This is a genomic window from Flavobacterium sp. BFFFF1 (assembly GCF_002256285.1).
Taxonomy (GTDB): domain Bacteria; phylum Bacteroidota; class Bacteroidia; order Flavobacteriales; family Flavobacteriaceae; genus Flavobacterium.
The window spans coordinates 22,971-35,817 of sequence record NZ_NKJE01000028.1; the positions used below are offsets into that span (position 1 = coordinate 22,971).

Genomic DNA, 12,847 nt, shown 5'->3' on the forward strand with positions numbered 1-12,847 from the left:
CTTTTTGCTTTTACCAATATAAACTTACAAGATGAAAAGAAGGGTTTTCGTTCTCTCACAAGCCGTAGCCATAACCTTAATATGGAGTTGCAGCACCCATAAAACTGTAACTTACAACCAACCTTCGGCAAAAAACAACGATATTGAACGCCGAACAGATTCTGTGCTGAACCTGATGACCCTGGAAGAAAAGATCGGCCAGATGAATCAATACAACGGATTTTGGGAAGTAACAGGTCCCGCACCTAAAGACGGTGCCGCAGCCATTAAATACGAACACCTGAAAAAAGGATGGGTCGGCTCTATGTTGAACGTGTTGGGCACGAAAGATGTACGGGCGTTGCAAAAAATCGCCGTTGAACAATCCCGACTGCACATTCCCATTATTTTCGGCTATGACGTTATCCATGGATACCAAACGTTAAGCCCCATACCGCTTGGCGAATCAGCAAGCTGGGATTTGGAAGCCATTCAGAAATCAGCGGCGATAGCAGCCGAAGAAGCAGCGGCCGTCGGATTAAACTGGACTTTCGCCCCTATGGTTGATATCACGCGCGATGCCCGTTGGGGACGTGTCATGGAAGGCGCCGGCGAAGATACCTTTCTGGGAAGCAAGATCGCTTACGCCCGCGTCAAAGGTTTTCAAGGGGAAAATTTCCGGGATGCCAAAACCATCCTGGCCTGTACAAAACACTTCGCAGCCTACGGATTTGCCGAAGCTGGTCGCGATTACAATACGGTTGATATCGGAACATCAACACTGTATAACGTCGTATTGCCACCGTTTAAAGCAACCGTGGACGCCGGCGTGTACACCTTTATGAATTCATTTAATGAGATCAATGGCGTTCCCTCCACCGGCAGCGCGTTCCTGCAACGCGATATCCTCAAGGGCAACTGGGGTTTCAAAGGTTTTGTCGTTTCAGACTGGGGTTCTATGGCTGAAATGATCGCGCACGGACAGGCAAAAGATGGCAAACAAGCCGCTGAAATCGCCGCCAATGGTGGTTCTGATATGGACATGGAATCTTCCGTATATGTGGAGCACCTTGCCGCACTGGTACGCGAAGGCAAAGTACAGGAAAGCTACATCGACGATTCAGCCCGAAGGATCCTGCGTACAAAATTTGAACTGGGACTATTCGACGACCCATACAAATACTGCGATGAGGCCCGCGAAAAAGCCACCGTCGGCAAAAAGGAATTCCAGGATGGCGTACTGGATATGGCAAAAAAATCGATCGTGTTGCTTAAAAACCAAAATGATCTTTTACCATTAAAAAAATCAGGCCAGAAAATCGCACTCATCGGTGCACTGGCAAACGATAAAAGCAGCCCACTGGGCAGCTGGCGCGGTGCAGCAAAAGACGGATCGGCCGTATCCGTGCTAGAAGGCATGCAGAAATATCCCGGAAACCAATTGACCTTTGAAAAAGGCGTCGAGGTAGCCATCGGCACCCCCGTTTTTGGTTCTGAGACGAAAATCAATATGACCGACAGAAGCGAATTCCAAAAAGCGATTACCGCAGCAGAAAATGCAGATGTGGTCGTAATGGTCCTCGGCGAAATCGGATTCCAGACCGGTGAAGGCCGCAGCCGCGTAAACCTTGACCTTCCGGGCCTGCAACAGGAACTGTTGGAAGCCGTGTACAAAGCCAATAAAAACGTCGTGCTGGTGGTAAACAGCGGGCGCCCGTTAATCCTGAATTGGGCAGACCAAAACATTCCGGCAATCGTCGAAGCATGGCAGCTGGGTACGCAAAGCGGCAATGCCATCGCACAGGTTTTATACGGAGACTACAACCCAAGCGGAAAACTACCCATGTCATTCCCACGGAATGTCGGACAGCTTCCAATCTATTACAACCATAAAAGTACCGGACGTCCCAATGGCGGCGGCGAAAGCGTATTCTGGTCTCATTATGGCGACGAAAAGAATACACCGCTGTATCCATTTGGCTATGGCCTGAGCTATTCCAAATTTGAGTATACAAACCTTCGTTTAAGCACGACTTCATTGTCCGACAACGACAGGATAACGGTTTCAGTTGACGTAAAAAACACCTCAAAAATCGATGGAAAGGAAGTCGTACAAATGTACATTCACGACCTTTTCGGCAGTGCGACCAGACCGGTACGGGAATTAAAAGGCTTCGAAATGACTGCTTTAAAAGCAGGTGAAACCAAAACCGTTTCATTCGACATCGACAAAAAACTGCTCGAATTCTACACCGCTAACAACCGTTGGGAAACAGAACCTGGCGATTTTACGGTCTTCATCGGTGGAAATTCCGACGCCACACTAAGCGCCAACTTCAAATACGTAAACTAGTCCTTATGAAAAAAGTACTGATCCTGCTGCTCGCCTTTAACCTGGGCCTCGCACAACAAACCAAACGAAAACTGGTCTGGGAAGAAAATTTCAACGGAAATACCCTCAACGAAGAAAACTGGAATTTCGAATTGGGTGACGGCTGCCCGAACTGCGGCTGGGGAAACAATGAACGCCAGTTGTATACAAAGGAAAACCACAAGCTCATAGAAGGGAAGCTTGTCATCACTGCAAAAAAAGAAGGTGAAAAATACTCGTCTACCCGCATCACAACAGCAGGCAAACAGGAATTTAAGTACGGCCGCATCGAAGCACGCGCTAAAATTCCCGTTGGGCAGGGCATCTGGCCGGCATTCTGGATGTTGGGAAAAAACATCAAAACCGTCGGATGGCCAAAATGTGGCGAAATCGACATTCTGGAATACGTCGGACGCGAACCTGATATGGTGTACACCACCTTGCACACTGAGGCGACACACGGCGAACATGCCAGTTCCAAGAAAACAAAAATTGACGATGTGGAAGATGGTTTCCACGTTTATGCCACCGAATGGGATGCGGACAAGATCACTTTTTTTGTGGATGACCAACTCGTGTACACCTACCAGCCGGAGAACAAGAACGAAGGCAACTGGCCATTTATGCAGCCATTCTACATCATCATCAACTGCGCCATCGGCGGGAATTTCGGCGGACCAGCCGTGGACGACAGCATTTTCCCGCAGCAATTCATCATCGATTACGTAAAAGTCTACCAGTAGTAGTAACAGCCCGCAAGCTGCAAGTACCGAATAAATTAGTTTTAGTCCTGAAAGGCGTAGTGGAAACTGCGCCTTTTTATTTTGGGCGTGCCGGCGGCTTTTACTTCCGTTCGTATCGATTACCTGCCTTTAGCCGCCGTCGGGCTCTCCGCGGTGCACGGCACCTTGCTGCGATCCCTCACGCAATCGCCGCTTATGGCAGATACCGTTACTTAGTGCGGCAATTTGTCTTTTAGGACGCCATAAAGAAACGTACCCAATAACGCCCCAACGAGCACAATCAATACCGGGAGAAATCCCGCACCGATCAAAATAAAAATCGGGCCAGGGCACGAGCCAACCAATGCCCAGCCCAAACCGAAAAACAATCCGCCAACCCAATACCGGAACGAGCCTTTTTCCTTATCCTGGATCACAATCGGGTTGCCTGTAATGTCTTTGGCTTTGCTTCGCTTAATCCATTGAATACCTACAAGGCCGGTCGCTACCGCCACCCCAATAATCCCATACATATGGAACGATTCAAAACGGAACATTTCATAAATCCTGTACCACGATACCGCTTCTGATTTTGTCAGGACCATCCCGAAGATAAACCCAACGACTAAATATTTTAATGCTTTCATCTGCTTAGAAAATTAAAGGATAAAGAAGCCACGTCATAATCAATCCCCCTACAAAAAAACCGATCACCGCTTTCAGTGAAGGAACCTGAAGGTTGCTGAGTCCCTGGATCGCATGCCCTGACGTGCAGCCTCCGGCATATCTTGATCCAAACCCGATCAGCAAACCACCGACAAGCAGGATGGCCAGCATTTTAGGCGATTGGAACGCTTCGTTTCCAAACATATTGGACGGTGCCAGCCTGCCATTTGGCGCGTCAAAACCTAAAACCTGAAGCTCGGCAATCGTTTTGGGATTCAAATCGACATTCGTCGGGTTGCTCATATAATGCACCGCCACAAATCCACCAACCATAGCGCCCAAAACCACCACAAGGTTCCAGCGCTGTGACTTCCAGTCGAAATTAAAGAAATCAACAAACTTGCCCGCGCCGGCAATCGTACACAACGACCGCAGGTTTGAAGACATTCCAAATGTCTTCCCGAAGAAAATCAGCGCGATCATCACCATCCCGATCAGGAAACCCGAAATATACCAGGGCCAGGTGTCAGTTAACCATTCCATAAAATATAAATTTTGTCAAAAATAGGGAAGAATTACCAATTAAGAATTATGAATTATGCTTCCACATCGTAAATAGCAGTCCTTAACTTGAAATTAAAACCTATTCTGCTTACTTTTGAATCGAAATTTTAAAACCAATGAAAAAATTTGCAATCGAGATCAAGTGGGCCATCCGGTACATATTTGTATTTCTGGCATGGGTATTCCTCGAAAAATATTGTGGCGCTTATGATGAGAATGTAGGCAGCTATTTCCTGTTTTCATTTGGATTTTACATCTTCGCCTTCCTCATCTACCTGATGGCGCTAAAGGACAAAAAAGAACATTATTTCAGCAACCAGCTCGAGTGGAAACAAGGCACTGTATCCGGCATTTACATGACCGTTTTTATCGCCATCCTGATGCCTGTCGCACAAATCATCATCCAGAAAGCCATCGCGCCGGAGTTTTTCCCGAATATGATCAAACATTCGCTGGCCTCAAAAAATGCAAATGCACAAGCCATCCGGGAGTATTTCAGCTTCCCTGATTACATTACGCACAGCATTTTCCTGGCGCTTTCCGTAGGGATGATATACGCAGCGGCCGCATCTGCCGTTCTTAAGACTAAAGCACTAAAATCAAAGCCATGAAATTCTCCCTCAAAATTATCAGTATCGCGGCTATTACCGCCATGATCAGCTGCGTCAGTACAAAAAGTACCATCCGCAATATTGACAATAACGCGCCTGATCTGGTGCTCCTCAAAAACAATACGTTCCAGATCACGGAGTACAGCACCGACCCGAAATACGGCTACAACAAAGACTATCCGGTGAATATTTTCTACAAGGACATCAAGAATGACAGCATCAATCAAATGCGTTTCCTGAATGCTTTAGCAGGCCCCAACGGGGAAACCCTGCGGTTTCGAAAACTGGAAAGCTGCTGCCCCTACCCGACCAAGCGCAATGAACTCGGCGGTGTCGGAATGCTCGACGTCTACGAGATTGACTGGGAAGGTCCGCACAAGCCATTGAAGATTTACATCAACATGTACGACAAAGGCTACGTCAAAGTGCCTGTCGGGCTTACCTTGAAGAAACAATAAGGTTCATCAGTTTACCGGTCGTAAGGTCGGAAGACCGCACGCGCTAACGATCTTACGAACTTCTGAGCTTCCAAACTTTATTCATCAAAAATTCATAATTCATCATTATCTTTGCACCTCAAAAAGCAACACGATGAATTTAACGAATATACCTAAGATTAAACATACAGACAGTGGCATTTTTTTTCTGCTTGCCGGTCCCTGCGCCATTGAAGGCGAAGAAATGGCCATGCGCATCGCTGAAAAACTGGTTGGGATTTCAGACAAACTGCAGATTCCGTATGTATTTAAAGGCTCATTTAAAAAAGCAAATCGTTCCAGGATAGACAGTTTCTCTGGTATCGGGGATGAGAAAGCACTGAAAATCCTGCGTAAGGTTTCCGAAACTTTTGACGTGCCTACAGTCACGGACATCCATACCAATGAAGATGCAGCAATGGCCGCGGAATATGTGGATGTGTTGCAGATTCCTGCCTTTTTGGTGCGCCAGACTGACCTTGTCGTCGCCGCAGCAAACACAGGCAAAACAGTGAACCTGAAAAAAGGCCAGTTCATGAGCCCTGAAAGCATGAAGCATGCCGTACAGAAGGTACTCGACTGCCATAATGAAAACGTCATGGTAACCGATCGCGGCACGATGTTTGGATACCAGGATATGATTGTAGATTACCGCGGCATCCCGACCATGCAGCAATACGCTACTACGGTGCTTGATGTCACGCACTCACTACAACAGCCAAACCAGACCGCCGGGGTAACCGGAGGACGCCCGGATATGATTGAAACTGTAGCAAAAGCCGGGATTGCCGTAGGTGTGGACGGCATCTTTATCGAAACGCACTTCGACCCTGCAAATGCAAAGAGCGATGGCGCTAACATGCTACACCTGGACTACTTCGAACCGTTAATGAACAAACTTGTTGCGATCAGAAAAACCGTCAATTCGTTTTAATTTCCCTAATCTATACTCTAAAAAATGTTTAAAAATTCATTGGCAGCGTTGGTACTACTCCTTTCGCTGCATACGCATGCACAGGAGACAACCGACGCTCCTGAACGATACACCGCGCACAACAAAGGAAAATTTTTCGTGTCGTGGGGTGGAAACCGAGAAAGCTACAGCCGTTCTGACGTGCGGTTCTGGGGCGACAATTACGACTTTACCGTGTATGATATGGAAGCGCACGACAAACCAAAAGGCTACCAGATTGACTACGTAAATCCGGCCAGGATGACGATTCCGCAGACAAACTTCCGGATGGGATACTTTATCAATGACCATTACAGCATCTCGGTGGGATGGGATCACATGAAATATGTGATGACACAAGACCAAATCGCTACTGTGAATGGTTTTATCAATTTGGACGCGTCCGAGGAAGGTGCCATTTTTAATGGAAACTATAACGATGCCGCGATTCCGATGACCAAGGATTTCCTCCAATACGAGCATACGGACGGCTTGAATTATGTCAACACAGAGTTTTCCAGAACGGATGACATCTCAAAACTGTTTAAGATTGGCAACACTGATAAGATCCAGGTCAATGTCACTGAAGGCGTAGGCGCAGGCATCCTGTTTCCAAAAACCAATACCACTTTGCTCGGTAAAGAACGCCACGATGCATTTCATGTGTCCGGTTACGGCGCCTCGCTGAAGGCGGGCCTCAATATTACCTTCTTCAAACACTTTTACCTGCAGGGAGAAATCAAAGGGGGTTACATCAACATGCCCGACATCCGTACCACACAAAGCGCCAGCGACCATGCCTCACAGCACTTCCTGTTCTTACAAAGGATTATTTCAGTAGGCGGAATTTTCAGGGTCTAGTATATTGGTACCATCGCAAGAAAAAAAAATACAACCAGCCTTTGGCTGGTTTTTTTATGTTTGAGAACGACAATCAATTTACGACTTAAGGTGTCGAAAAAGCCAATACAATATTCATTTCAAAAAACCACAACCGTTAAACTGAAGTTAGAAACTGAAATTGTTACAAAAATTAACTTTGAATATTTTTTTGTGATTTATACATATCACAAAGAATTTCTACTATCTTGTACTAATAATTCATATTATCTTAGCATATTATTAACAACCCAAACAAATTACTTATGAGAAAAATTACTTTGCTATTGCTGTTTCTGCTGGGTTTTGCAGTAAACAGCCATTCGCAGTGTTTGCAACCAGACCAGTATCCCAACAGTATTGTGGTATCGAATAATCTGGGCACGGTACAGGAAATTGCTACGTGTAATTACACGTTGGAATACTCGGTGATCTCCAACATCCAGATTGGAAGTGATTACATTTTTACGTGTACCGTTTTAAACGACGTAACGGAAAAGTACGTTACCGTAACTGACATGTCAGACAACCTCATTGCTGAAGGACCATCTCCTTTAACCGTATCGGCAATCACCGCTGACGAAATCAAAGTCAACTATTCCGATGATTCCAGTTGCGCAGGAACAGACAGCTGCCATTTGACAACATTACAACTGGTCCTGGCCTGCCCATTTCCACTGAATGCATCCGTTTCCAACATCACTACAACCTCTGCTGATTTCACCTGGGAAGCCGGTGGTTCTGAAACGGCCTGGGAAGTGCTTTTACTTCCTGAAGGTGCTCCTGCCCCAACAGCAGCAACATCAGGAACTGCAGTAGCATCACCCACTTTTACAGCGAACGGATTAACACAATCAGAAGGCTATGAATTTTATGTAAGGGCAAACTGTGGTTCTGATTTCAGTCCATGGACACTTGCACTGCCATTCAATGCCGCCTGTGATCCGATAGGAAGTTTCTATGAGAATTTTGATACTGCTACCACGCCGGATTTACCAACCTGCTGGACCGCATTGTTGCGGGGCGCTGGTTTATCGCAATATGCTGCAATACAAACCGAAACTTTTGAGGTGGTGCATTCAAGCCCTAACTCTGTAAATATGTATAATTCCGATTCAACAGGTGACTATGATGTTATCCTGGTGTCTCCAAGTTTGTCAAACCTCGGTGCCGGTACCCACAGGGTAAAATTCTGGGCCAGTGGTTTCAGCGACCTGCAGATTGGAACGCTTGACGGCTTTTCATCTACAGCAACTTTTAACGTATTGGAAGAGATTGCGGTAACCGATACCCCAACGCAATACACCGTGGATTTCACCTCTTATACAGGTGCTGATACCTATATCGGTATTCGTATGAACACCACAAATACTTACTCAAACTTATATATCGATGACATCCTTTGGGAAGTAAGCCCAACCTGTCCTGACGTAACGGAAGTTACCGTACCTGTTGTGGGTACCGATTCGGCTACAGTAAACTGGGTCGGCAGTGGAACAGAAACGGCCTGGCAGGTTGCCGTAGGTGGTGCTAACGAAACAAACCCGAACAGCCTTACGCCAACTCCGGCCACTTCAGAAAGTGCAGTCGTGAACGGATTGACAGACAATACTGTATACAATGTATGGGTACGCTCAATGTGTGCCGGTGGTACAGATCCAGGCGCATGGATCGGGCCCTTTAGATTTAAGACCGCCTGTCTGCCTGTGGCGAATTTCTTTGAAGACTTTGACAGTGTGACCACACCTAATCTTCCTGACTGCTGGTCAACAATCCTAAGAGGACCAACGGTTTCGGATTTTGCCCGCATCAGTACTTCTACCTTTAATGCAACACAGTCGGCTCCAAATTCAGTAGAACTATACAACTCATCTTCTGACACTGCCGGCAGTGACGACATCATCCTGGTATCGCCAAACCTGTCTACAGTAGGAACCGGAACACACCGCCTTAAATTTTATGCGAAAAATGCCGGAAGCCTGCAGTTGGGTACGCTTGACACCAATACCAACGACGCTGTATTCAGCCTAATTGAAGAAGTAGCTACTACAGACCAGCTGACACAGTACACCGTTGATTTTACATCATACAGTGGCGCTGACACCTATGTGGCAATCCGTATGAACAATAGCAGTACTTACACGACCGTAGTACTGGATAACATTCTTTGGGAAGTATCCCCAACCTGTTCTGACGTGACGGATGTGGCTGTTGTGGCAACGACTACAGACGGTGCTTCTGTTACCTGGACCGGAAGCGGGTCAGAAAACTCCTGGAATATAGCCGTGGGCGCGGCGACCGTAACTGACCCATCGACGCTTACTTTCACCACCGCTTCTTCGGAATCGGCCGAAATCGCAGGATTGACTGACAACACAAACTATAGAGTGTGGGTACGTTCAGTATGTGCCGGAAATGACAACGGCGCATGGATTGGGCCTGTTCCTTTTAAAACAGCTTGTCTTCCAACAGCTAATTTTACTGAAAACTTCGACACGACTGCTACAGATACGTTACCAGATTGTTGGTCAGCCATCCTTAGGGGCCCGACAGTATCACAGTATGCCAGCGTTGACGTAATAAACTTTCAAACAGTACAATCTGCGCCAAACTCGGTTCAATTGTACAACTCCAGTTCGGACACCGCCGGTGCGGATGATATCATCCTTGTATCTCCAAATGTGTCTACTTTATCATTGGGAACCTATCGTTTGAAATTCTTCGCAAGCGGCCAGGGCAGCCTGCAGATCGGAACTTTAGATTCAAATACAAACGCTGCAGTGTTTAGTATGATTGAGGAAATCGCAACAACGGATACCGTTACGGAGTATAAGATCGACTTTACATCGTATACTGGTTCAGATACCTATGTAGCGATTCGTATGAACAATTCAGCACAGTACACCTCTTTATTCATAGACAATGTGACCTGGGAAATTTCACCAACTTGTCCGGATGTAACGGAGATCGCAGTGGAGGGTGTAACAACAACCACTGCTGAAGTCGTATGGACATCGAATGGCAGCGAAACACAATGGCAGGTTGCTTATGCACCAGCGCCATCAACTGATCCTACAACAGCAACAATCGTGTCTGCCACTACTGTTTCTGCCAGTTTATCTGGTTTGACTCCTGCAACTAAATATAATCTTTGGGTACGCTCGGTTTGTTCGGGCGGTACAGACCCAGGTGCATGGATCGGACCTGTTTCATTCAATACGCTTTGTCTTCCTGTAGGTTTACCATACATCGAAGATTTTGAAAGCGCTACAGCTCCAGGCTTGCCTTTATGTGGAAGCGTGGTGAATCTGGGTGACGGAAATGAATGGATTGTAACGGAAGACACATTCGGAGCAAACAACGCTGGATTTAACTCTAAAACCCTTACATACAACTACGATTTCGCCAGCCCGGCCGACACTTGGTTCTTCACCGGAGGAATCACGCTACAGGCTAATGTTGACTACCAGATATCATACCGGTACGGTGATAATGCTGATGATAACTACAGCGAAGATCTTAAAGTAATGGCTGGAACAGCACAGTCTGCAGATGAGATGTTTATCGATATCGCAGACTACACAGGAATCAATTCCGGTGCGGCAATTAATGAGCTCGTATCATTTACAGTACCAACTAATGGCGTGTATTACTTCGGTTTTAATGCGCATTCTGCGGCAAATCAATATTACATCTATGTAGATGATATTATGGTAGATACCGCGCTTTCTACAGGTGGTGTTACCAACGATCGCTTCAACTACTACCCTAACCCAGTGAAAGACTACCTGAACCTGACCAATACCAAAAACATCTCGTCAGTGACAGTGTACAACCTTCTTGGGCAAAGGGTACTTGAAAACGATGTTAATGCCAACAACGCCAAAATAGACATGTCTGCATTATCAGCTGGCAACTACATTGTAAAAGTTACAGCCGATGGCATGACAAAATCCATCAAGGTGGTCAAACAATAAGTTTTAGATTTTAGATTTTTTTTTTATCAAACCTCCGGCTTCATCACCGGAGGTTTTTTTTTGCACTAATTGGTACCGTACTGGTCAATCAGGTAAATCAGGGAAGTAATGGCAGCGGCACCCAGTTCCAGCTCCCTTTTGTCCACCGCGTCAAAAGTATCCGTCGCGGCATGATGGTAGTCAAAATAACGTTGTGTGTCAGGCTTCAATCCCGCCTTGATTACATTCGGGGACTGAATCGGCTCCACATCCGTACCGCTGTGTCCCTTTTCAAACAAATGGATAAAATAAGGCGCAAACAAAGGCTTCCAGCGACTGATCCGCTCCAACGCCGCATCATCGGCCTCAAACGTAAAACCGCGTGGCGTAAAGCCCCCCGAATCACTCTCGAGTGCAAAGACATGGGTTTCATTATTTTGCTGGGCCAGTGCTGCATATTTGTCGCCACCCCGGACACCATTCTCCTCATTCATAAACAATACCGCCCGAATCGTATGCTTCGGCTTGTAGTGCAGCGCTTTCAGCAAATGCAGGACTTCCATGCTCTGCACCACACCCGCGCCATCATCCTGCGCCCCATCAGCAAGGTCCCACGAATCCAGGTGCCCGCCCACAACAATGATTGTTTCAGGTTGTTCGCTGCCTTTGATCTCGCCAATGACATTATACGACAACACATCGTCATATTTTTTACAGGATTGCTTAAACCAAAATTTCAGCTTCGGGTTGGCCTTCAGCGATTGGCTCAGCAACTCAGCCCCATTTGTGCTTATCGCCGCAGCCGGAATAAACTCCGACTCCGCCAGCTTCCCATACCCCATATTGCCCGTATGCGGAAAATCATCTAGCCGCAGGTTCATCGAACGCACAATCACACCCACCGCACCATACTTTGCCGCTTCCCTGGCCCCGGCACCACGTTGGTCCGCCGCGCCGCGATAGGCATTCATGGGATCTATTAACGCCGGGTCCATCGGGCGGTTGTAAAACACAATTTTGCCCTTTAGTTTTTCAGTACCCAATGATTCCAGTTCGTTTAGCCCGTGCACTTCGATGACTTCCGCCGCAAGCCCATTCTTTCCCGTTGCTATTGAGCCACCCAGCGCACAAACCGGAACGCTGGTTTTCTTTCCGTTTACTTCGAAATAGGCCGCCTCCTTTTCACCACGCACCCAGTGCGGCACCATGACTTCCTGCAGGTATACCCGATCCAGTCCAAGCGTCTCCAGCTGCGCCTTAGTATAATCCACGGCCTTCTGCGCATTCGCTGATCCGGAGAGCCTCCCCCCGATTTTATTGCATAGGTGATCCAGCCAGGCATAACACTTCGATTGCGTCAACGCTTCATTATAAATATTTTTGAGCTGTTGGGCGTCTTGTTCCTGGGCGGTCATGGCACACGACCCCAACACCAGGAAATAAGCAAATTTTCTCATATAATTAGTTTTGATTCCGTAAAGTTACTTTTTAATTTATTGAAGTGCCAGCAAAAAAAGCGCTGGTGCATCGCATCAAAACCGCAATTTAGGCATCCAACCCTGCTCCACTACAGCCATTTTTGGACAGTCTCAGGCACCTTTCCCCACCGGCAACCAATCTTTCCCCACCGGCAACCAATCTCTCACCGCCGGCAAGAAATCTTTCACCACC

The 12,847-nt window shown here is 46.9% G+C and carries 10 protein-coding genes; 7 read left to right on the plus strand and 3 right to left on the minus strand.

All coding sequences use genetic code 11. From position 1 onward, the window contains the following. Positions 1–31 precede the first annotated feature (31 nt). Together bglX and CFE23_RS14030 are read left to right on the plus strand one after the other, a co-directional pair. The gene (gene bglX / locus CFE23_RS14025; RefSeq protein ID WP_291089177.1) at positions 32–2,332 is read left to right on the plus strand and encodes a beta-glucosidase BglX; all 2,301 of its coding nucleotides are present in this window, start codon (positions 32–34) and stop codon (positions 2,330–2,332) included. Between the two features lie 5 nt (positions 2,333–2,337). Continuing rightward, entirely contained in the window at positions 2,338–3,093 is a 756-nt protein-coding gene (locus CFE23_RS14030; protein WP_291089179.1) for a glycoside hydrolase family 16 protein, read from the plus strand. Positions 3,094–3,305: 212 nt separating this feature from the next. Here the strand turns inward: CFE23_RS14030 and CFE23_RS14035 are convergent, their stop codons facing one another. Both CFE23_RS14035 and CFE23_RS14040 read right to left on the minus strand, forming a co-directional pair. Then, positions 3,306–3,719: a DUF6691 family protein gene (locus CFE23_RS14035; RefSeq protein ID WP_291089181.1), complete on the minus strand. Its 414-nt coding sequence runs from the start codon at positions 3,717–3,719 to the stop codon at positions 3,306–3,308. A 4-nt stretch (positions 3,720–3,723) separates the two neighbouring features. Next, a complete protein-coding gene (locus CFE23_RS14040) occupies positions 3,724–4,281 on the minus strand; it encodes a YeeE/YedE thiosulfate transporter family protein (protein ID WP_291089183.1) in 558 nt (185 codons plus the stop codon). Positions 4,282–4,418: 137 nt separating this feature from the next. Between CFE23_RS14040 and CFE23_RS14045 the strand changes: the two genes are divergently transcribed. The 5 genes from CFE23_RS14045 (at position 4,419) to CFE23_RS14065 (ending at position 11,197) form a co-directional block, all read left to right on the plus strand. Then, positions 4,419–4,913, plus strand: coding sequence for a DUF4199 domain-containing protein (locus CFE23_RS14045; RefSeq protein ID WP_291089185.1), 495 nt, complete (start codon positions 4,419–4,421; stop codon positions 4,911–4,913). Further along, positions 4,910–5,371 carry a 2-dehydro-3-deoxyphosphooctonate aldolase gene (locus CFE23_RS14050; RefSeq protein ID WP_291089187.1) on the plus strand — a complete coding sequence of 154 codons (462 nt, stop codon included), beginning with the start codon at positions 4,910–4,912 and terminating at the stop codon, positions 5,369–5,371. The genes CFE23_RS14045 and CFE23_RS14050 overlap by 4 nt, the downstream gene beginning before the upstream one ends. A 133-nt stretch (positions 5,372–5,504) precedes the next feature. Continuing rightward, positions 5,505–6,323 (plus strand): 3-deoxy-8-phosphooctulonate synthase, encoded by an 819-nt coding sequence (gene kdsA / locus CFE23_RS14055; RefSeq protein WP_291089189.1) that lies wholly within the window; start codon positions 5,505–5,507, stop codon positions 6,321–6,323. A 24-nt stretch (positions 6,324–6,347) separates the two neighbouring features. After that, on the plus strand, positions 6,348–7,202 hold the full coding sequence (locus tag CFE23_RS14060; protein WP_291089191.1) for a hypothetical protein: 855 nt from the start codon (positions 6,348–6,350) through the stop codon (positions 7,200–7,202). A gap of 284 nt (positions 7,203–7,486) precedes the next feature. After that, entirely contained in the window at positions 7,487–11,197 is a 3,711-nt protein-coding gene (locus CFE23_RS14065; protein WP_291089193.1) for a choice-of-anchor J domain-containing protein, read from the plus strand. A 65-nt stretch (positions 11,198–11,262) separates the two neighbouring features. Here the strand turns inward: CFE23_RS14065 and CFE23_RS14070 are convergent, their stop codons facing one another. Further along, complete coding sequence (locus tag CFE23_RS14070; protein ID WP_291089195.1) at positions 11,263–12,633, minus strand: M20/M25/M40 family metallo-hydrolase; 1,371 nt, start codon at positions 12,631–12,633, stop codon at positions 11,263–11,265. Positions 12,634–12,847 lie beyond the last annotated feature (214 nt).

Bases quoted from the DNA above. Each gene is read 5' to 3' on its own strand.
- bglX (WP_291089177.1), top strand. From the start codon at position 32: ATGAAAAGAAGGGTTTTCGTTCTCTCACAAGCCGTAGCCATAACCTTA.
- CFE23_RS14030 (WP_291089179.1), top strand. From the start codon at position 2,338: ATGAAAAAAGTACTGATCCTGCTGCTCGCCTTTAACCTGGGCCTCGCA.
- CFE23_RS14035 (WP_291089181.1), bottom strand. From the start codon at position 3,719: ATGAAAGCATTAAAATATTTAGTCGTTGGGTTTATCTTCGGGATGGTC.
- CFE23_RS14040 (WP_291089183.1), bottom strand. From the start codon at position 4,281: ATGGAATGGTTAACTGACACCTGGCCCTGGTATATTTCGGGTTTCCTG.
- CFE23_RS14045 (WP_291089185.1), top strand. From the start codon at position 4,419: ATGAAAAAATTTGCAATCGAGATCAAGTGGGCCATCCGGTACATATTT.
- CFE23_RS14050 (WP_291089187.1), top strand. From the start codon at position 4,910: ATGAAATTCTCCCTCAAAATTATCAGTATCGCGGCTATTACCGCCATG.
- kdsA (WP_291089189.1), top strand. From the start codon at position 5,505: ATGAATTTAACGAATATACCTAAGATTAAACATACAGACAGTGGCATT.
- CFE23_RS14060 (WP_291089191.1), top strand. From the start codon at position 6,348: ATGTTTAAAAATTCATTGGCAGCGTTGGTACTACTCCTTTCGCTGCAT.
- CFE23_RS14065 (WP_291089193.1), top strand. From the start codon at position 7,487: ATGAGAAAAATTACTTTGCTATTGCTGTTTCTGCTGGGTTTTGCAGTA.
- CFE23_RS14070 (WP_291089195.1), bottom strand. From the start codon at position 12,633: ATGAGAAAATTTGCTTATTTCCTGGTGTTGGGGTCGTGTGCCATGACC.